We start from the raw sequence: 17,686 nt of genomic DNA on the forward strand, positions 1-17,686 counted from the left end.
CCGGCTGTGGATAACTCAGCGGGCCCGGCGCCAAGCCCGGCGGGCCTATTCGACGGTCAGGTCCCGGTGCGCCGCGATACCGTCCACGAGCAGGCCGAGGCCGAACTCGAATCGGTGGCCGGCATCCTCGGTGAGGGCCGATTGGCTCTCCGGGAGCTCCGCGCCCGCAGCGTCCCACTGCAGCCGGGACTGTTCGTCGACTGTGAAGCCCAGTACGTAGTACACGACGGTCCGGGCGGCCAGTTCGGCATGCGCGGAGTCGATGCCGGACTCGGCGGTGGCCCCGGCGAGTCGCTGCAGGACCTGCGTCATCGCCTCGGACTGGCCGGCGGCGAAGCTTGCCGACACCAGTTCGGCACCGTCGGTGTGCGAGAGCAACGCATCTCGCAGGCGGCGGCAATCCGCACTGACGTGCTCGCGCCAGCCCGCGGCGGACTCCGCAGATCGCAACGCGGGCTGCAGGATTCGGTCGGCCACTGCACCGAGCAGTTCCTGCTTGTTGGCGAAATGCCAGTACAGGGCACCCGGGCTGACGCTCAGTTCGCGCGCAAGCCGGCGCATGGTCAGGTCGGCGATCCCGAAATTGTCCAGGATCGCCGTGGCGGCATCGACGAGGTCATGTTTGTGCAGCTGCACACCGTTACTCTAACCTGAACGGTGTTCAAGTCGAGACCGTAGGGACTGATTTAGGGAGAAGCACCGGTGACGGACATTCTGGTTCAGGCGCGCGAGCAGGTACTCGAGCGCGGCGTCGGCCTCGATCAGGACCAGACCCTGCAGGTGCTGCAGTTGCCCGACGATCAGCTCGACGCGCTCCTGGAACTCGCGCACGAGGTCCGGATGAAGTGGTGCGGTCCGGATGTCGAGGTCGAGGGCATCATCAGCCTCAAGACCGGCGGCTGCCCCGAGGACTGCCATTTCTGTTCGCAGTCCGGCCTTTTCGCCTCGCCGGTGCGCAGCGCCTGGCTCGACATCCCGAGCCTGGTAGAGGCCGCCAAACAGACCGCCAAGACCGGCGCCACCGAGTTCTGCATCGTGGCAGCCGTCCGCGGACCCGACGAGCGGCTGCTGTCCCAGGTCGCCGCCGGCATCGAGGCGATCCGCAACGAGGTCGACATCCAGATCGCCTGCTCGCTGGGCATGCTCACCGAGGAGCAGGTGCAGCGCCTGGCCGATATGGGTGTGCACCGCTACAACCACAACCTGGAGACCGCCCGCTCGTTCTTCACCAATGTCGTCACCACCCACACCTGGGAAGAGCGCTGGGACACCCTGCGCATGGTGCGCGAGGCCGGTATGGAGGTCTGCTGTGGCGGCATCCTGGGCATGGGCGAGACCCTCGAACAGCGTGCCGAGTTCGCCGCGAACCTGGCCGAACTGAACCCGCACGAGGTACCGCTGAACTTCCTGAACCCGCGCCCGGGTACCCCCTTCGGTGACCTCGAGGTGCTGCCGGCCGCGGATGCGCTGCGGGCGGTGGCGGCGTTCCGCCTCGCGCTGCCGCGCACCATGCTGCGCTTCGCCGGTGGACGCGAGATCACCCTCGGCGACCTGGGCGCCAAGCAGGGCATCCTGGGCGGTATCAACGCCGTCATCGTCGGCAACTACCTCACCACGCTGGGCCGTCCCGCCGAGGCCGACCTGGAACTGCTCGACGATCTGCAGATGCCGATCAAGGCTCTGAACGCCACGCTGTAGAAATTAGTGGTGATGCTCGAGATGAGTGAGAGCCCGGCCCTGCCCGCGCCGGTCGGCGCCGGTGTCTACAACGTCTACACCGGTGCCGCCGTCGACGGCGCCGCCGGGGCCGTCATCCCGACTGCTGCTCAGCTGGGGCTGGAACCGCCGCGGTTCTGCGCCGAGTGTGGTCGCCGGATGATCGTGCAGGTCCGGCCGACGGGCTGGTGGGCCAAGTGTTCGCGGCACGGACAGGTGGACTCCACCGACCTGGATATGCGCCGATGAGCGCTTGCGCGAAGAGGAAACTGGCACGATGAGCGCTTGCGCGAAGAGGAAACTGGCACGATGAGCGCTTGCGCGAAGAGGAAACTGGCACGATGAGCGCTTGCGCGAAGAGGAAACTGGCACGATGAGCGTTAACCCCCCACCTCGTCTCTCGCACCGCGCCGCGGCCCTGCGCATCATCGGAACCCTCACGGTCGCCGGTGTCGCGATCGGGGCACTGTGGGTTTTGCTGGCGCCGCCGGTCCAGGGTGTGGTGGCGCTGACCCGCTCCGGTAACCGGGTGCGGGCCTACCTCGGCAGCGATTCCGACCACTTCTTCCTGGGCGCGTTCCTGTTCATCGGACTGCTGAGTGCGCTGGCTGTCGTCGCCGCGGTGGCGGTGTGGCAGTGGCGGGCGCATCGCGGCCCTGCGCAGGTCCTGGGCCTCACCGCCGGTATGGCTGCGGCCGCCGGTGCCGCTGCCGGAGTCGGTGCGGCACTTGCACATTGGCGCTTCGGCACCGTCGACGTGGACGGCGCGCCGGTCAGCGAGGCGAATCGGGTGCACTACGTGTTCGAGGCGCCCGCGGTGTTCTTCGGGCACGCGCCACTGGTCGTCGCGGCGAGCATCGTGGTGCCTGCCGCGGTGGCGGCACTGACCTACGCCCTGCTGACGGTCTCGACCACGCGTGACGATCTGGGCGCCTGGCCGCCGGTCGACTACGCCGGCGTGTACCCGCCCCGGGTCGTTCCGGCCGCAGCGGCGGACCCGGTGGCCGATCGACCCGCCGCCCCGCACGCTGCTCCGTAGCCGAACCGCTCGGCGCGGAAAAACATAGCCCCCACAAAGCCGGCTCACAGCGTTATATTTCGGGCGCATATCCGGGGCTCAGTCGTGCGCACGCAGGAATCCCCGTTCGACGTGACGAAACCTGTGGAGAGCCGCCATGCCGCTGCTGGAGTACAAGACGACCCCGTCGTGGTTGCTGGAACCGCGTCGACGGGCGGTGTCGCTGATTCCGATTCCGCTGATGCGCAAGGCCCTGTACCTGATGATGATCCGCAAACGTGGCAACTTCACCGACCCGCAGACCTTCAACGAGAAGGTGAATTGGCGGATCTTCAACGATCGGCGGGACCGGATCGTCAAGGCCTGCGACAAGATGTGGATGAAGGAGATGGCCCGGGAGGCGTACCCGGGAGCGGACCTGCGTATCCCCGAGACCCTCTGGTCGGGAACCGATCTGCGGGACGCCCCGGACCTCACGACGTTGCAGCCGTGGGTGCTCAAGCCCAACGCCAGCAGCGGGCACGCACTCTTCGGCCCTGATGCGGACACCGATCTGGACGCGTTGGTACGCAAGACCCAGGTTTGGTTCGAGGAGACCCCGCTGGAACTGGGTGAGTGGGGCTACAGCGAGGCCCGCCCGCTGCTGTTGCTCGAGGAGCGCATCCCGACCCCGGACGGTAAGGCGCCCGTCGACTACAAGTTCTTCGTGTTCGACGGCCGCGTCGAGCTGGTCCAGGTGAATCGTGGCCGATTCGGCACCCGGCAGACCGCCACGTTCCTGGACGCCGATTGGCGCCGGCTGCCGGTGCGCTGGCGCATCCAGCCGGTGGCCGACGAGCCGAGGCCGGCCGAGCTGGACAAGATGCTGGAGATCGCCTCCACGCTCGGAGCCGACTGGGATTTCATCCGGGTCGACCTGTACGCCGTCGACGGCGAGGTCTGGTTCGGCGAGTACACCCCGTATCCGGGCAGCGGACTGCTGCGCTACAAGCCGATGAGTTTCGACGTGGAGCAGGGGCGGCACTGGAAGCTGCCGGCCCTCGTGGACGTGCAACGCGGCCGGCCGTGATTTCGTGCACGACGGGTGTGTGGAACCGCAGAATGTGCGGCTGAACGCCCGAGTTGACGTACGGGTCAATTTTGGTTCGCCGCGCTTGCGATACCTCGGCAGGACCTCGAGCTAAGGCGCTGGTCCCGAGCAATATCGGTGAAATTGATTGCGGCCGAAACTAATTCATCCGCAACTACTTTGCGGAGCAACGGTGGCGTGATCTTGAATTTGCGGTGTTCGGACGTCGATTGGGGGTTAGCGTTCTGCCGACGCCGGCCGTAGATGTCCGGCGCGTGAGCCGGAGCGGGGGCACGATGTCCTGGTCATCACATCCCAGTATGGGGTCGTCATCGGGGTCCGTGCGACACCTGGCGCCGCAGCAGGTTCGGCTCCGTTGGGCCGATGAAGGACGCACCGGTTGCAGCGTGCAACCGGCGGGCAGTAACTCGTCGGATGAGGTTGTCCGGTGCCCGCGCTGAAATATCGCACCACCCCACGCTGGTTGTCCGGTTCCCGCCAATGGGTCATCGACAGAATTCCGGTGCCGCTGATGCGGCGGGGCCTGTACCTCATCGTTTTCCGCAAGCCCGGCAACTTCACCGATCCGAAGACCTTCAACGAGAAGGTGAATTGGCGGATTCTCAACGACCGCCGGGATCGCATCGTCAAGGCCTGCGACAAGATGTGGATGAAGGAGATGGCCCGGGCGGCCTACCCGGGGGCGGATCTGCGCATCCCCGAGACCCTCTGGTCGGGAACCGATCTGCGGGACGCCCCAGACCTCACGACGTTGCCGCCGTGGGCGCTCAAGCCCAATGCCAGCAGCGGGCACGCGGTGTTCGGCCCGGACGCCGACACCGACCGGCAAGCGCTGATCGAGCAGACCCGCGACTGGCTCCGTGAGACGCCGGCGGAGTCTGGTGAGTGGGGCTACGCCCAAGCTCGCCCGGTCCTGCTGCTAGAGGAGCGCATCCCGACCCCGGACGGACTACCGCCCACCGATTACAAATTCTTCGTCTTCCAAGGGAAGGTTGCGTTCATCCAGATCAATTGCGGACGCTTCCAAGGGAAGTTGACCGCCAGTTTCATGGACGTGGACTGGCGTCCGTTGCAGGTCTGCCAGCCTGGCAGGCCGGTGGTTGAAATGGAGCGTCCGCCGGAGTTGGACAAGATGATCGACTTTGCCCGCACCCTGGGCGCCGGGTGGGACTTCATTCGTATCGACTTGTACGCCATCGACGGTGAGGTCTGGTTCGGCGAGTACACCCCGTATCCGGGCAGCGGGCTGCTGCCCTTCAAGCCGATGAGTTTCGACGTGGAGCAGGGTTGGCACTGGAAGTTGCCGGCCTTGGATGACGTCCAGCCCGGCCGGCCATGAAGCCGCAGCCCGGTCAGCGGTCGAGCACCGACATCGGCAGTCGGTGCACCCGCCGGCCGGTCAGCACCTTGGCGGTGATGACCGCCAGCCGCGCCATGCCCCTGTAGGTCGACGGGTTGAACAACGTCGGCCACTTGGTGCGCAGCAGGTGCTCTTCGAGTGGACGTTCGGCGAACCGGTCGGACAACCAGCGCAGGGCCATCGGCGCCGACATCGGGTGCAGCAGCAGATGCTCGCTGAACAGGTCCCGGTGATAGGTGACGTTCGCCCCGCCGGAGGAATAGGCGTCGGCGAGTTCGTCGATGCCGTCGACGGAGATGATCTCGTCGTGCACCGCCTGGATGATCAGGACCGGGGGCGTCGGTACGGCCGTTCCCAACTTGATGTCCTCGAAGACGTGCTGCACCTCGGGGGTGGACAGGACCTGTTCCAGCGGCTGATCCAGCAGGTCACCCATATCGGTGCGCCACAACCGCACGATGGCTTCGACCGTGGTCATGTGGTGCAGCTTGTCGAGCAGCGCGCGGCCCTTCTCGCTGGCGTGCTCGGCGATGATCTTCTGCAGGCCGGGGTAGACGTCGGCGAGAGCCGCGACCACCAGCGCGGGCAGCGCCGCGGCGAAGGTGCCGTTGAGCTTGCGGAAGGTGCGGCCCAGATCCCCGACCGGGGACCCCAGCACCGCGCCGACGATGTTGAGTTCGGGCGCGTAGGTACCGCTCATCTCGGCGGCCCACGCGCTGGCCAGCCCGCCCCCGGAGTAGCCCCACAGCCCGATCGGCCCTTCCGGTGACAGCGTGAGCTGCTCGGAGGTCAGGGCCGCACGCAGCCCGTCGAGCACCCGGTAGCCGGGCTCGTACGGGGTGCCCCAGGACCCGTTGACGCCCTCATGGTCGGGCACCGACACCGCCCAGCCTTCGGCGATGGCGGCGGCCACCAGCAGCATCTCGAACTGCGGTACCGATCCCGGGGCCACCGCGTGCCGGCGCAGGGCATAGGAGGGGAAACATCGCGACGAGATGGCGTCGATGGCGCACTGGTAGGACACCAGCGGGCAGAGCGGCTCGGGCCCGCGTTCGGCCGGGATGACCACCGTGGTGGCGGCGGCCTCGGGATTGCCGTTCATATCGGTGGTCCGGTACAGCAGTTGGACGGCGCGCACCTGCTGGGGGATCAACCCGAGGAAGGCCAGCTCGACATCACGGCTGCGCAGCACGGTGCCGGGGGTGGCGTGCCGGAAGCCTTCGGGAGCGACGTAGAAGGGATCGTCCTTCGGGAGCTGCGGACGCGCGGCGCGGTCCAGCTCTTCGTGGGGGACGGCACCGATCCACTCAGCGTCAGCAGAGGCGGCGGAACCGGCGAGATCCATCCGGGCATTCTTACTTAAGAATGGTCTAAGAATCCACTCCGACTCACCCTGGTGGCCTTAATGCCGCAAATTCGTCGGTGACCCGATACCGGGCCTCGGTGAAGCGGTACAACGCCGCGGGCCGGCCGCCGTTGCGGCCCGAGCGCGCCGTGGTGCCGGTCCGGGTGATGACCTTGCGGCGCTCCAGCACCCGTTGCAGGTTGGTCGCGTCCACCGGGTGCCCAAGTGCCGCGCTGTAGATGTCGCGCAGTGTGGATAGTGCGAATTCCTTTGGGGCCAGCGCGAACCCGATATTGGTGTAGGACAGCTTCGCGATCAGCCGGGCATGCGCGTTGGCCACCATGGTGTGGTGGTCGAAGGCCATCGGCGGGAGGTCCGAAACCGGGTGCCAGCGGGTGTCCGACGGCAGCTCGGGGTTGGCAGGGGAGGGCACCAGGCCCAGGAAGGTCGACGCGATGGTGCGTGGCCCGGGCACCCGGTTCGGGTCGGAGAAGACCGCCAACTGTTCCAGATGGGCCAGTTCTCGCAGGTCGACCTTCTCGGCGAGCTGGCGCCGCACCGAACTGGTCATGTCCTCGTCGTGTCGCAGCTTGCCGCCCGGCAGTGACCAGGCGCCGCGCTGCGGATCCATGGCGCGTTCCCAGAGCAGAACGCTGAGCTCGGGTTTCTTCGTGGACAGTTGCCGAACCTGGAGCACGACTGCAAGCACTTCGTGGTGGGTGCTAGCATGTGGCATGTTTTCGATTGTAAGTCGAAAACCTGGATCGGCCAAAAGGAGACCGCCATGACCGTCCTTGACCGGACCGCGCAGCTGAGCAGCGTGCTTGCCTCGGGCATCGTCGATGGCCCCGGCGGCTACGGCGGAATCGTCGCCGACGAGCAGTGGGCGGCCGAGATCCGCCGCCTCGCCGATCTGCGCGGGGCGACGCTGCTGGCGCACAATTACCAGCTGCCCGCCATCCAGGACGTCGCCGACCACGTCGGGGACTCGCTGGCGCTGTCGCGGATCGCCGCGGAGGCGCCGGAGGACACCATCGTGTTCTGCGGTGTGCACTTCATGGCCGAGACGGCCAAGATCCTGTCCCCGGAGAAGACGGTGCTGATCCCCGACCAGCGGGCGGGCTGCTCGCTGGCCGATTCCATCAGCGCCGACGAACTGCGCGCCTGGAAGGACGAGTTCCCGGACGCCGTGGTGGTGTCCTACGTCAACACCACCGCCGCGGTGAAGGCGCTCACCGACATCTGCTGCACCTCCTCGAATGCCGTCGAGGTGGTCGCCTCCATCCCGGAGGACCGCACTGTGCTGTTCTGCCCGGACCAGTTCCTGGGCGCCCATGTCCGGCGCGTCACGGGCCGCCAGAACCTGCACATCTGGGCCGGCGAATGCCACGTGCACGCCGGGATCAACGGCGACGAACTGGCCGACCAGGCCCGCGCGCATCCCGACGCCGAACTGTTCGTGCACCCCGAATGTGGTTGCGCCACATCGGCGCTGTACCTGGCGGGGGAGGGCGCGGTGCCCGAGGACCGGGTCAAGATCCTGTCCACCGGGGGCATGCTCGACGCAGCCCGAGCGACCCAGGCCCGCCAGGTGCTGGTGGCCACCGAGGTCGGCATGCTGCACCAGTTGCGCCGTGCCGCACCCGAAGTCGACTTCCTTGCGGTGAATGACCGGGCGTCGTGCACCTACATGAAGATGATCACCCCCGCGGCGTTGCTGCGCTGCCTGGTCGACGGCGCCGATGAGGTGCACGTGGACGCCGATGTTGCCGCGGCCGGACGACGCAGCGTGCAGCGCATGATCGAGATCGGACAGCCCGGCGGCGGGGAATGACCAGCCCCGCTTGCGGGGGCGCCGGGTACTGGCAGCAGCGCGCCGACGTCGTCGTCATCGGTACCGGGGTCGCCGGTCTGGTGGCGGCATTGGCCGCCGCCCGGCAGGGCCGAAAGGTACTGGTACTCAGCAAGATTGCCGAGACCGCCACGTTCTACGCCCAGGGTGGCATCGCGGTGGTGCTGCCCGACTCCTTCTGTGAGGACGGGGACTCCGTCGACGCGCACGTCGCCGACACCCTGGCAGCGGGCGGCGGGCTGTGCGATGCCGAGGCGGTCCGATCCATCGTCGCCGGCGGGTACGACGCGGTGGCCGACCTGGTGGCCGACGGTGCGCACTTCGACGAATCCACCCCCGGACACTGGTCGCTGACCCGCGAGGGCGGGCACAGCCGGCGGCGGATCATCCACGCCGGCGGCGACGCCACCGGCGCTGAGGTCCAGCGCGCACTGAACCTTGCCGCCACCCATCTCGACATCCGGCGCAACCACGCCGCCCTGCAGATCTGTCACGACGGCGACCAGGTCACCGGGGTGCTGGTACACAGCCACGACGGTCTCGGTGTCGTGCACGCGCCGTCGGTGATCCTGGCCACCGGCGGGCTGGGGCACCTGTACTCGGCCACCACCAACCCGGACGGCTCCACCGGCGACGGACTCGCGCTGGCCCTGCAGGCCGGCCTCAGCGTCACCGACATCGAGTTCATCCAGTTCCACCCCACCATGTTGTATACCGGCCCGGCCGGCGGGCGCCGCCCGCTGATCTCGGAGGCGCTACGCGGCGAGGGCGCGGTTCTCGTTGACGGCCAAGGCGATTCCATCACCGCAGGGGTGCATCCGCTGGGCGACCTGGCACCTCGCGACGTGGTCGCCGCCGCGATCGACGCGCGGCTGCGCGACACCGGCGAGCGCTGCGTGTACCTGGACGCCACCCGCATTCCGGCTGTGGCCGAACGCTTCCCGACCGTGACCGCCGCCTGCCTGGCCGCCGGTATCGACCCGGCCGTCCAACCGATCCCGGTGGTGCCAGGCGCGCACTACAGCTGCGGCGGTGTCCGCACCGATGTGCACGGCCGCACCGATCTGCCCGGACTGTTCGCCGCCGGCGAGGTGGCCCGCACCGGTATGCACGGCGCGAACCGGTTGGCGTCCAACAGCCTGCTGGAGGGCCTGGTCGTCGGCGGCCGGGCCGGCCGCGCCGCCTCGGCGCACGCGCACGGCGCGGGGACGGTCCGCGCCGACGCACCCCAGACCCTGTCCGTGCCGGTGCTGCCGCGACCGGCCCTGCAACGAGCCATGAGTGAGCACGCCTCGGTGGTGCGTGATGCCGACGGCCTGCGCCGTCTTGCCGACCTGCTGGCGGACGCCCCCCGGCGGCCGGTCACCGACCGGGCCGGCGCCGAGGATGCGGCCCTGACCCTGACGGCGCGCGCCATCTCGGCGGCGGCCGCCGAACGCACCGAATCCCGCGGTTGCCACCATCGCGCCGACTACCCGCAATCGGATACCGCACAAGCGATCAGCGCGTCGGTACGCATCGACGCCACCGGGGCGCCGGCCGTCAGCGCGCCGGTCGGAGCCCGCTGATGACACAGACGCCCCAAGGAGTGCCGGTGACCCCCGCCGTGACAGGACTGTCCGCAGCCGAACTCGAGGAGGCCCGGGCCCTGATCACCCGGGCGCTCGACGAGGATCTGCGCTACGGCCCGGATGTCACCACGCTGGCCACCGTTCCCGCCGATGCGACGACCACCGCGTCCATGGCCACACGGGAACCGGGTGTCGCCGCCGGGGTGGACCTCGCCCTGCTCGTGCTCGACGAGGTGCTCGGCGCCGACGGGTACACGGTGCTGGACCGGGTCGCCGACGGAACCCGCCTCGAGGCCGGCCAGTCCCTGCTGCGCGTCACGGCACCGGCGCAGGGGCTGTTGACCGCCGAGCGCACCATGTTGAACCTGGTCTGCCATCTGTCCGGGATCGCCACCGCGACCGCCCGCTGGGTGGCCGCCGTCGAGGGCACCCACGCACAGATCCGGGATACCCGTAAGACATTGGCGGGCTTGCGGTTTCTGCAGAAGTACGCGGTGCGCGTCGGCGGCGGGGTGAACCACCGGATGGGCCTCGGGGATGCCGCGTTGATCAAGGACAACCACGTCGCCGCGGCCGGTTCGGTGCTGGCCGCGCTGGAGGCCGTGCGCGCCGCCGCACCGGGTCTGCCGTGCGAGGTCGAGGTCGACTCGCTCGAGCAACTCGACGACGTGCTCGGCGCAGGGGTGGAGCTGATCCTGCTGGACAACTTCCCGGTCTGGCAGACCCAGATCGCGGTGCAGCGTCGCGATACCCGCGCGCCGGCAACGAAACTCGAATCATCGGGTGGGCTGTCGCTGGAGTCCGCGGCGGACTACGCGGCGACCGGGGTGGACTACCTGGCCGTCGGCGCGCTCACGCATTCGGTACGCGTGCTCGACGTCGGCCTGGACACCTAACCGTCGCTGCCGTCGGCACCGTTGCCGCTGGTCGCGGTGGACCCGGTGCCCGTTCCTCCGGCGCCGCCGGTGCCGCCGGGGGCACCCAGCCCGCCGCGCCCACCGTCACCGCCCAAGCCGCCGCGGCCGGTACCGGTTGTGGCAGAGGCATTTCCGCCGTTTCCTCCGTTGCCGCCCTTCTGGAACAGGCTGCCCCGGCTGGACCCGCCGTTACCGCCGCGCCCGCCGAACGCATTGCCTGCGTCGGTCTCGGCGGCGCCGCCCGCGCCGCCCTTGCCGCCGCGCCCGATGCCCGCGCCTCGACCACCGAGCCCGCCGTTGCCCGCCGTGGCGTTGCCGGTCTCGGCCTGGGCATTGCCACCGGTTCCGCCGCGGCCGCCGGTGCCGACGAGCGATGCGTGACCGCCGTCCCCGCCGCCGCCCGCATACCCGTCGGTGGTGCCCCGCGCGGAGCCCCCCATCCCGCCGCGGCCGGCGTTGCCGATGATGCTGTTGCCGCCGTTGCCGCCCACAGCGCCAGTTGCCAGCCCGGAGTCTGACGTCCCCGTGCCGCCCGCTCCACCCGCACCACCGTTGCCGATCAGCCCGGCGCGCCCACCGTGCCCGCCGGCCGCCCCTCGCGCGGCACGATCGGTGGCGTACGCGTCGCCACCCTTGCCGCCCGCTCCGCCTGAGCCGACAAGCTGACCGCCGTTGCCGCCGTTGCCGCCGATGCCGCCGATGTTGGAGGCGGTACCGACACCGGTGTTGATGCCTCCCGCGCCACCCTTGCCGCCGTTGCCGATCAGGCCCGCATCGCCACCATCGCCGCCCCTACCTCCCAGGTGGCCGTTGCCTCCGGCACCGCCGTTGCCGATCAGCCCAGCTTTTCCGCCGTCACCACCCGGACCGCCGTTCATCCCGTCCCCACCTCTGCCACCGATGCCGAGCAGCAGGCCACCGTCGCCGCCCTTACCGCCGGTGAGGCCGGTGCCTCCGGCACCGCCGTTGCCGATCAGCCCGGCTTTTCCGCCGGCACCGCCCTGCTGGCCGTTGATCGTGTCGCCGCCCCTGCCGCCATTGCCGATCAACCAGCCGCCGTTGCCGCCCTTCTGCCCGGGCGCACCGGTCGCGCCGTTACCGATCAACCAGCCCCCGTTCTGGCCGGGCTCAACTCCGTTGCCGATCAGCCAGCCGCCGTTGCCGATCATCGGCCGGATGTCCTCACCGACGACGAACGCGACCGCGTGGCCGCCGCCGGTGGTGGCCAGGGTGGCGGCCGGGGTCGCGAGGGTGCCGGCGCTCAGCGACCGGTCGTCCTCGGTGTCCGTGCGCAGCACGGTGCGGTCGCGGGTCGTCGCCGACGGGACCGACTCATCATCGATCTCGACCGAGGCCGTCACCCTGGCCACCACCGGCGCCGAGGGAACAGCCACCGGGGTGTAGAGCGTGTTGGGAGTGGCCACCGCAGTGAACAACGGTGCCGAGGTGGCGACGGGCAGGATTGTCGGCGCCGCCAGAGCGACGGGAACGGCGACGGCAGTGGCCGGTCCGGGCGGTGCCGGCGTGTCGATAACGGCGACACCGGTCGCAGTAAGGATTCCGGCGGCCATTACGGAAGTGAGGATCGCGCGCTTTGCCGTCGTCGAATTGGCAGGCCTCATGGCGGCATGTCCCTTCATCGGTGAGGGTGCAGAGTGGGGAAAGTGACCGAGCGTCGAGATGTTGCGTTGAAAAGTATTCATACACGCCAGTGATTAGATGTGCAGGAGTGTTGATAAAGCTCGTTGACAAGCATGAATGCGCGTCTGCGATCCCGCAGGGACGCAGTTTCCGGCGCTTGCTGAACTGTATTCCGCGTAGCCCAGGGAATGGCAACACGCTCCGTGGTGAACGATCCGGTTCGACGCCGGATTTACCCGGTGGGATCAACCTTCAGCAAAGCTGAAAAGCAATGGATTCCGTTTGCTGACGCCGCCGATTCAGGCGGCGGCAGCGCCCTTGTGTACCAGCGACAGCAATGCCGCGGCGGTGGCGAACAGTCCGGAGAAGACCCGGTTGAGCACTTTCTGCTGGCGCGGTGTGTGCAGCCAGTCGACCAGTCTCGCCGCCAGTCCGGTGTACAGACCCATCACCACCAGGTCGACCACCACCATCGTCACGCCGATGGCCAGGTACTGCGGCAACAGCGGCGCGGTGGGCACCACGAATTGCGGCAGCACGGCCAGGAAGAACACCAGCCCCTTGGGGTTGGTGGCGTTCACCAAAAATCCACGGACCAGTAGGGCCCGGCGCGTGGTGTCCGCCGGATCGCCGATCTGCTCACGAAGGTCGCGCGTCGCTGTCCGCCATTGCCGCACGGCCAGATAGATCAGGTAGCCCACGCCGAGCCACTTGATCACCGTGAACGCCACCACGGAACTGGTCACCACCGCGCCCAAGCCGATCGCGACCAGGATCAGCTGCAACATCAGGCCGATCTGCAGGCCGAGGATGCTCCAGTATCCGCGCCGCAACCCACAGTTGATGCCGGTGGCCATCGACTGCACCGCCCCGGCCCCTGGAGACACACTGATCGCGAGCGCCGCACCCAGGAACGTCAGCCACACCTGCCAGGACATGCGGTCAGTGTCGCAGAACCCGGCAAGCGAATATCAGGCGATATCGGCCACGAACACCCCGGCCTTGCGGGCCCCGATCCGGGCGATCCACGGCAGCGCCGGGTCCGAGGTGCCGGCCTCCAACACCCGCGGGTTGACCAGGTGCAGATCCTTGCGGAAGACGTGGATGTCCGCCTGGCCGGCGGCCAGCACGTTCTTCACCCAGTTGGTCTTGCCGTGGGCGAGCAGGATCGCCAACGTGTTGCCCTTGCGGTAGGACGTGACCGGGGTTTCGTAGGCCTTTCCGGAACTGCGTCCCGTGTGTTTGATCACGCTGAACCCGGGCAGTTTCCTGCTGATCGGGGTCATCACCGGGTTGATGTATTTGATCTGGAAACTCTCCAGCCAGGGCGGAAAGATCATCGGAACGCCCGCGACGTTGTTCGGGTGCTCGTTTCTGTTCGGACGGCTGGACCCTGATGGCGACGCGGACATGACGGCTCCCGAATTCGATTTGGCCTGCTCTGGGACAATGGTGGCGTGACATCCCCTCGATCCCTCATGTCCCGCATCGACCTGCGCGGCGCGGATCTGTCCGCAGCCCGGTTGCGGACAGCGCTGCCGCGCGGCGGCGTCGATGTGGACGCGGTGGTACCAAAGGTCCGTCCGATCGTCGACGATATCGCCGCGCGGGGCGCCACGGCAGCCCTTGAGTACGGCGAATCCTTCGACGGTGTCCGGCCGGAGACCGTCCGGGTCCCCGCCGAGAAGCTGCAGACCGCGCTGACCGAGCTGGACCCCGCCGTACGCGCCGCCCTCGAAGTCGCCATCGAGCGGACCCGGGTGGTGCACGCCGATCAGCGCCGCACCGACACCACCACCACGCTCGCGCCCGGCGCCACCGTCACCGAACGCTGGGTGCCCGTCGAGCGGGTCGGGCTCTACGTGCCCGGCGGCAACGCCGTCTATCCGTCCAGCGTCGTGATGAACGTGGTGCCCGCCCAGACCGCCGGCGTCGACTCGCTGGTCATCGCCAGCCCACCGCAGGCCCAGTTCGGCGGACTGCCGCACCCGACCATCCTGGCCGCGGCCGCCCTGCTCGGCGTCGAGGACGTCTGGGCCGTCGGCGGCGCCCAGGCCGTCGCGCTACTTGCCTACGGCGGCACCGACACCGACGGCACCGAGTTGCCCCCGGTCGACATGATCACCGGTCCGGGCAACATCTACGTCACCGCCGCCAAGCGCATCTGCCGCTCCCAGGTCGGCATCGACGCCGAGGCGGGCCCCACCGAGATCGCGATCCTGGCCGACCACAGCGCCGATCCGCGGCACATCGCCGCCGACCTGATCAGCCAGGCCGAGCACGACGAGATGGCCGCCAGCGTGCTGGTCACCGACAGTGTCGCCCTTGCCGATGCCTCCGATCTCGAGGTGCAGGCGCAGTTGGAGACCACCAAGCACCACGAGCGGGTGACCGCCGCGCTGACCGGTAAGCAGTCCGCCATCGTCCTGGTCGACGACATCGACGCCGGCCTGCGCGTGGTGAACGCCTACGCCGCCGAACATCTGGAGGTACAGACCGAGGACTCCGCGGCCGTCGCCGCCCGGGTCCGCTCGGCCGGCGCGATCTTCGTGGGCGCCTGGTCACCGGTCAGCCTCGGCGACTACTGCGCCGGCTCCAACCATGTGCTGCCCACCGCAGGGTGCGCGCGGCACTCCAGCGGCCTGTCCGTGCAGACCTTCCTGCGCGGCATCCATGTCGTGGAGTACGACGAGGCCGCGCTCAAAGATGTCTCCGGGCACGTGATCACGCTGTCGAAGGCAGAGGATCTCCCTGCCCACGGTGAAGCGGTACGCCGGAGATTCGAAAGGTAGCAATGGCGAAGATCACCCTGGCAGACCTGCCGCTGCGGGAGAACCTGCGCGGCAAGTCCCCGTACGGGGCGCCCCAACTGGCGGTGCCGGTGCGGCTGAACACCAACGAGAACCCGCACCCGCCGACCGCGGCGCTCATCGAGGATGTGGCGGCGTCGGTGCGCGACGCGGCGGGCGAGTTGCACCGCTATCCCGACCGGGACGCGGTGGCCCTGCGTACCGATCTGGCCGCCTATCTGACCGGCCAGACCGGCGTCGAGGTGACCGTCGAGAACGTGTGGGCCGCAAACGGGTCCAACGAGATCCTGCAGCAGTTGCTGCAGGCGTTCGGTGGGCCGGGGCGCAGCGCCATCGGTTTCGTGCCGTCGTATTCGATGCACCCGATCATCTCCGACGGCACCCAGACCGAATGGCTGGAAGCCGCCCGCAGCGAGGACTTCTCGCTGGACGTGGACGCCGCGGTCGCCGCCGTCACCGCCAAGACACCCGATGTGGTTTTCCTGGCCAGCCCGAACAACCCGTCCGGCCAGAGCATTTCGCTGCAGGATCTACGCCGGGTGCTCGACGCGGCCACCGGCATGGTGATCGTGGACGAGGCCTACGGCGAGTTCTCGTCGCAGCCCAGCGCGGTGACGCTGATCGGCGAGTATCCGGCCAAGCTCATCGTCACCCGCACCATGAGCAAGGCGTTCGCGTTCGCCGGCGGCCGACTCGGCTACCTGGTCGCCGATCCGGCCGTGATCGACGCGCTGCTACTGGTCCGGTTGCCCTATCACCTGTCCTCGCTGACCCAGGCCGCCGCCCGGGCCGCGTTGCGGCACGCCGACGACACACTGGGCAGCGTCGCGACGCTGATCGCCGAACGCGAACGCATCACCGCGGCGCTGACCGAGATGGGTTTCCGGGTGATCCCCAGCGATGCGAACTTCGTGCTCTTCGGCGGATTCGCCGACGCTCCCGCGGTCTGGCAGAGCTACCTCGACGCCGGGGTACTGGTCCGTGACGTCGGCATCCCCGGATTCCTGCGCACCACCGTCGGGCTGGCCGACGAGAACGATGTACTGCTCGACGTGAGCGCCAAGATCGCCGCGTCGGGCGTCCTCGGCGGCAGCGAAGCCTCGAAACAACAAGCCCCACAAGGAGCCTCGTCATGACGCGTCGCGCAAGAGTCGAACGCAAGACCCGCGAATCCGACATCGTCGTGGAGATCGACCTCGACGGCACCGGTCAGGTCGACATCGACACCGGGGTCCCGTTCTTCGATCACATGCTGACCGCCCTGGGCAGCCACGCCAGTTTCGATCTCACCGTGCACGCCAAGGGCGATGTCGACATCGAGGGCCATCACACCGTCGAGGACACCGCGATCGTGCTCGGCCAGGCGCTCGGCGAGGCGCTGGGGGACAAGAAGGGCATCCGCCGGTTCGGGGACGCCTTCATCCCGATGGACGAGACGCTCGCGCACGCCGCCGTGGACGTGTCGGGCCGGCCGTACTTCGTGCACACCGGTGAACCGGACTACATGGTGGAGTTCACCATCCAGGGATCGTCGGTGCCCTACCACACCGTGATCAACCGGCACGTCTTCGAGTCGCTGGCGTTCAATGCGCGGATCTCCCTGCACGTGCGGACCCTGTACGGGCGCGATCCGCACCACATCACCGAGGCCGAGTACAAGGCGGTCGCCCGCGCGCTGCGCCAAGCGGTCGAACCCGACCCGCGGGTGTCCGGCGTGCCGTCCACCAAGGGCGTTCTGTGAGTTCCAAGGTCGTCGTCCTGGATTACGGGTCCGGCAATCTGCGCTCGGCGCAACGCGCCGTGGAACGGGTGGGCGCCGAGGTCACCGTCACCGCCGACGCCGCGGAGGCCTTCGAGGCCGACGGTCTGGTGGTGCCCGGGGTCGGCGCCTACCAGGCGTGTATGGCGGGCCTGCGCGACATCGATGGCGAGCAGATCATCGCCAAGCGACTCGCGGCGGGCCGCCCGGTACTCGGTGTCTGTGTGGGTATGCAGATCATGTTCAGCCGCGGTGTGGAGTTCGGCGTCGAGACCGACGGCTGCGGTCAGTGGCCCGGCGCGGTGACCCGACTCGACGCGCCGGTGATCCCGCACATGGGCTGGAACGTCGTCGACGCGCCGAAGGACAGCACGCTGTTCCGCGGCCTCGACGCCGATACCCGGTTCTACTTCGTGCACTCCTACGCGGCCCAGACCTGGCAGGGCGACCCGGACGCGCTGCTGACCTGGGCCACCCACGAGGTGCCGTTTCTGGCCGCAGTGGAGAACGGGCCGCTGTCGGCCACTCAATTCCATCCCGAGAAGAGCGGCGACGCGGGCGCGACGCTGCTGCGCAATTGGGTCGAGAGCCTCGGCTGACGAGGCAA

At 68.7% G+C, this 17,686-nt stretch carries 18 protein-coding genes; 12 read left to right on the top strand and 6 right to left on the bottom strand.

Features of this window, described 5'->3' with window-relative positions; genetic code table 11:
• Positions 1–45 precede the first annotated feature (45 nt).
• Positions 46–636 carry a TetR/AcrR family transcriptional regulator C-terminal domain-containing protein gene (locus K0O62_RS14080; protein WP_073854891.1) on the bottom strand — a complete coding sequence of 197 codons (591 nt, stop codon included), beginning with the start codon at positions 634–636 and terminating at the stop codon, positions 46–48.
• A gap of 66 nt (positions 637–702) precedes the next feature.
• Here K0O62_RS14080 and bioB point away from each other — a divergent pair, with 66 nt between their 5' ends.
• From bioB to K0O62_RS14105, 5 genes are all read left to right on the top strand, one after another.
• A complete protein-coding gene (gene bioB, locus K0O62_RS14085) occupies positions 703–1,698 on the top strand; it encodes a biotin synthase BioB (protein ID WP_073854893.1) in 996 nt (331 codons plus the stop codon).
• A 21-nt stretch (positions 1,699–1,719) separates the two neighbouring features.
• Complete coding sequence (gene bsaP, locus K0O62_RS14090) at positions 1,720–1,965, top strand: biotin synthase auxiliary protein BsaP (RefSeq protein WP_234799992.1); 246 nt, start codon at positions 1,720–1,722, stop codon at positions 1,963–1,965.
• Positions 1,966–2,089: 124 nt separating this feature from the next.
• Positions 2,090–2,755, top strand: a complete 666-nt coding sequence (locus K0O62_RS14095) for a DUF2567 domain-containing protein (RefSeq protein ID WP_073854895.1) — start codon at positions 2,090–2,092, stop codon at positions 2,753–2,755.
• 136 nt (positions 2,756–2,891) lie between these two features.
• Positions 2,892–3,803, top strand: a complete 912-nt coding sequence (locus K0O62_RS14100) for an ATP-grasp fold amidoligase family protein (RefSeq protein ID WP_073854897.1) — start codon at positions 2,892–2,894, stop codon at positions 3,801–3,803.
• Positions 3,804–4,251: 448 nt separating this feature from the next.
• Positions 4,252–5,163 (top strand): ATP-grasp fold amidoligase family protein, encoded by a 912-nt coding sequence (locus tag K0O62_RS14105; RefSeq protein WP_073854899.1) that lies wholly within the window; start codon positions 4,252–4,254, stop codon positions 5,161–5,163.
• A gap of 13 nt (positions 5,164–5,176) precedes the next feature.
• On the opposite strand, the gene K0O62_RS14110 is transcribed toward K0O62_RS14105, so the two are convergent.
• Entirely contained in the window at positions 5,177–6,529 is a 1,353-nt protein-coding gene (locus K0O62_RS14110) for a lipase family protein (protein WP_073854901.1), read from the bottom strand.
• A gap of 43 nt (positions 6,530–6,572) precedes the next feature.
• Positions 6,573–7,265 carry an NUDIX hydrolase gene (locus K0O62_RS14115; protein WP_073854903.1) on the bottom strand — a complete coding sequence of 231 codons (693 nt, stop codon included), beginning with the start codon at positions 7,263–7,265 and terminating at the stop codon, positions 6,573–6,575.
• A gap of 48 nt (positions 7,266–7,313) precedes the next feature.
• Between K0O62_RS14115 and nadA the strand changes: the two genes are divergently transcribed.
• The 3 genes from nadA to nadC are packed head-to-tail and all read left to right on the top strand — an operon-like array spanning position 7,314 to position 10,848.
• On the top strand, positions 7,314–8,363 hold the full coding sequence (nadA, locus tag K0O62_RS14120; RefSeq protein ID WP_073854905.1) for a quinolinate synthase NadA: 1,050 nt from the start codon (positions 7,314–7,316) through the stop codon (positions 8,361–8,363).
• A complete protein-coding gene (locus K0O62_RS14125; protein ID WP_073854907.1) occupies positions 8,360–9,949 on the top strand; it encodes an L-aspartate oxidase in 1,590 nt (529 codons plus the stop codon). The genes nadA and K0O62_RS14125 overlap by 4 nt, the downstream gene beginning before the upstream one ends.
• Before the next feature lie 26 nt (positions 9,950–9,975).
• Positions 9,976–10,848: a carboxylating nicotinate-nucleotide diphosphorylase gene (nadC, locus tag K0O62_RS14130; protein ID WP_275564749.1), complete on the top strand. Its 873-nt coding sequence runs from the start codon at positions 9,976–9,978 to the stop codon at positions 10,846–10,848.
• Here nadC and K0O62_RS28880 read toward each other — a convergent pair.
• The 3 genes from K0O62_RS28880 to K0O62_RS14145 all read right to left on the bottom strand — a co-directional run bounded on the left by K0O62_RS28880 (position 10,845) and on the right by K0O62_RS14145 (position 13,850).
• Complete coding sequence (locus tag K0O62_RS28880; RefSeq protein ID WP_165636949.1) at positions 10,845–12,440, bottom strand: PGRS repeat-containing protein; 1,596 nt, start codon at positions 12,438–12,440, stop codon at positions 10,845–10,847. The genes nadC and K0O62_RS28880 overlap by 4 nt on opposite strands.
• A gap of 369 nt (positions 12,441–12,809) precedes the next feature.
• Positions 12,810–13,448 (bottom strand): homoserine/homoserine lactone efflux protein, encoded by a 639-nt coding sequence (gene rhtB, locus K0O62_RS14140; RefSeq protein WP_073854913.1) that lies wholly within the window; start codon positions 13,446–13,448, stop codon positions 12,810–12,812.
• A 33-nt stretch (positions 13,449–13,481) separates the two neighbouring features.
• Positions 13,482–13,850: a nitroreductase family deazaflavin-dependent oxidoreductase gene (locus K0O62_RS14145; protein ID WP_372512817.1), complete on the bottom strand. Its 369-nt coding sequence runs from the start codon at positions 13,848–13,850 to the stop codon at positions 13,482–13,484.
• Positions 13,851–13,988: 138 nt separating this feature from the next.
• Between K0O62_RS14145 and hisD the strand changes: the two genes are divergently transcribed.
• The 4 genes from hisD to hisH are packed head-to-tail and all read left to right on the top strand — an operon-like array spanning position 13,989 to position 17,678.
• Positions 13,989–15,302 carry a histidinol dehydrogenase gene (hisD, locus tag K0O62_RS14150; RefSeq protein ID WP_073854917.1) on the top strand — a complete coding sequence of 438 codons (1,314 nt, stop codon included), beginning with the start codon at positions 13,989–13,991 and terminating at the stop codon, positions 15,300–15,302.
• 2 nt (positions 15,303–15,304) lie between these two features.
• Positions 15,305–16,456, top strand: coding sequence for a histidinol-phosphate transaminase (locus K0O62_RS14155; RefSeq protein WP_073854919.1), 1,152 nt, complete (start codon positions 15,305–15,307; stop codon positions 16,454–16,456).
• On the top strand, positions 16,453–17,061 hold the full coding sequence (gene hisB, locus K0O62_RS14160) for an imidazoleglycerol-phosphate dehydratase HisB (protein ID WP_073854921.1): 609 nt from the start codon (positions 16,453–16,455) through the stop codon (positions 17,059–17,061). Before K0O62_RS14155 ends, hisB begins: the two co-directional genes overlap by 4 nt.
• Positions 17,058–17,678, top strand: a complete 621-nt coding sequence (gene hisH / locus K0O62_RS14165) for an imidazole glycerol phosphate synthase subunit HisH (RefSeq protein WP_073854923.1) — start codon at positions 17,058–17,060, stop codon at positions 17,676–17,678. The genes hisB and hisH overlap by 4 nt, the downstream gene beginning before the upstream one ends.
• Positions 17,679–17,686 lie beyond the last annotated feature (8 nt).

The sequence above is a fragment of the Mycolicibacterium diernhoferi genome (genome assembly GCF_019456655.1).
Classification (GTDB): domain Bacteria; phylum Actinomycetota; class Actinomycetes; order Mycobacteriales; family Mycobacteriaceae; genus Mycobacterium; species Mycobacterium diernhoferi.

What these genes read in the sequence shown, in the direction of transcription:
- bsaP (WP_234799992.1), top strand. Translation starts at nt 1,720, where the DNA reads ATGAGTGAGAGCCCGGCCCTGCCCGCGCCGGTCGGCGCCGGTGTCTAC.
- K0O62_RS14095 (WP_073854895.1), top strand. Translation starts at nt 2,090, where the DNA reads ATGAGCGTTAACCCCCCACCTCGTCTCTCGCACCGCGCCGCGGCCCTG.
- K0O62_RS14100 (WP_073854897.1), top strand. Translation starts at nt 2,892, where the DNA reads ATGCCGCTGCTGGAGTACAAGACGACCCCGTCGTGGTTGCTGGAACCG.
- K0O62_RS14110 (WP_073854901.1), bottom strand. Translation starts at nt 6,529, where the DNA reads ATGGATCTCGCCGGTTCCGCCGCCTCTGCTGACGCTGAGTGGATCGGT.
- K0O62_RS14115 (WP_073854903.1), bottom strand. Translation starts at nt 7,265, where the DNA reads ATGCCACATGCTAGCACCCACCACGAAGTGCTTGCAGTCGTGCTCCAG.
- nadA (WP_073854905.1), top strand. Translation starts at nt 7,314, where the DNA reads ATGACCGTCCTTGACCGGACCGCGCAGCTGAGCAGCGTGCTTGCCTCG.
- K0O62_RS14125 (WP_073854907.1), top strand. Translation starts at nt 8,360, where the DNA reads ATGACCAGCCCCGCTTGCGGGGGCGCCGGGTACTGGCAGCAGCGCGCC.
- K0O62_RS28880 (WP_165636949.1), bottom strand. Translation starts at nt 12,440, where the DNA reads ATGGCCGCCGGAATCCTTACTGCGACCGGTGTCGCCGTTATCGACACG.
- rhtB (WP_073854913.1), bottom strand. Translation starts at nt 13,448, where the DNA reads ATGTCCTGGCAGGTGTGGCTGACGTTCCTGGGTGCGGCGCTCGCGATC.
- K0O62_RS14145 (WP_372512817.1), bottom strand. Translation starts at nt 13,850, where the DNA reads ATGATCTTTCCGCCCTGGCTGGAGAGTTTCCAGATCAAATACATCAAC.
- hisD (WP_073854917.1), top strand. Translation starts at nt 13,989, where the DNA reads ATGTCCCGCATCGACCTGCGCGGCGCGGATCTGTCCGCAGCCCGGTTG.
- K0O62_RS14155 (WP_073854919.1), top strand. Translation starts at nt 15,305, where the DNA reads ATGGCGAAGATCACCCTGGCAGACCTGCCGCTGCGGGAGAACCTGCGC.
- hisB (WP_073854921.1), top strand. Translation starts at nt 16,453, where the DNA reads ATGACGCGTCGCGCAAGAGTCGAACGCAAGACCCGCGAATCCGACATC.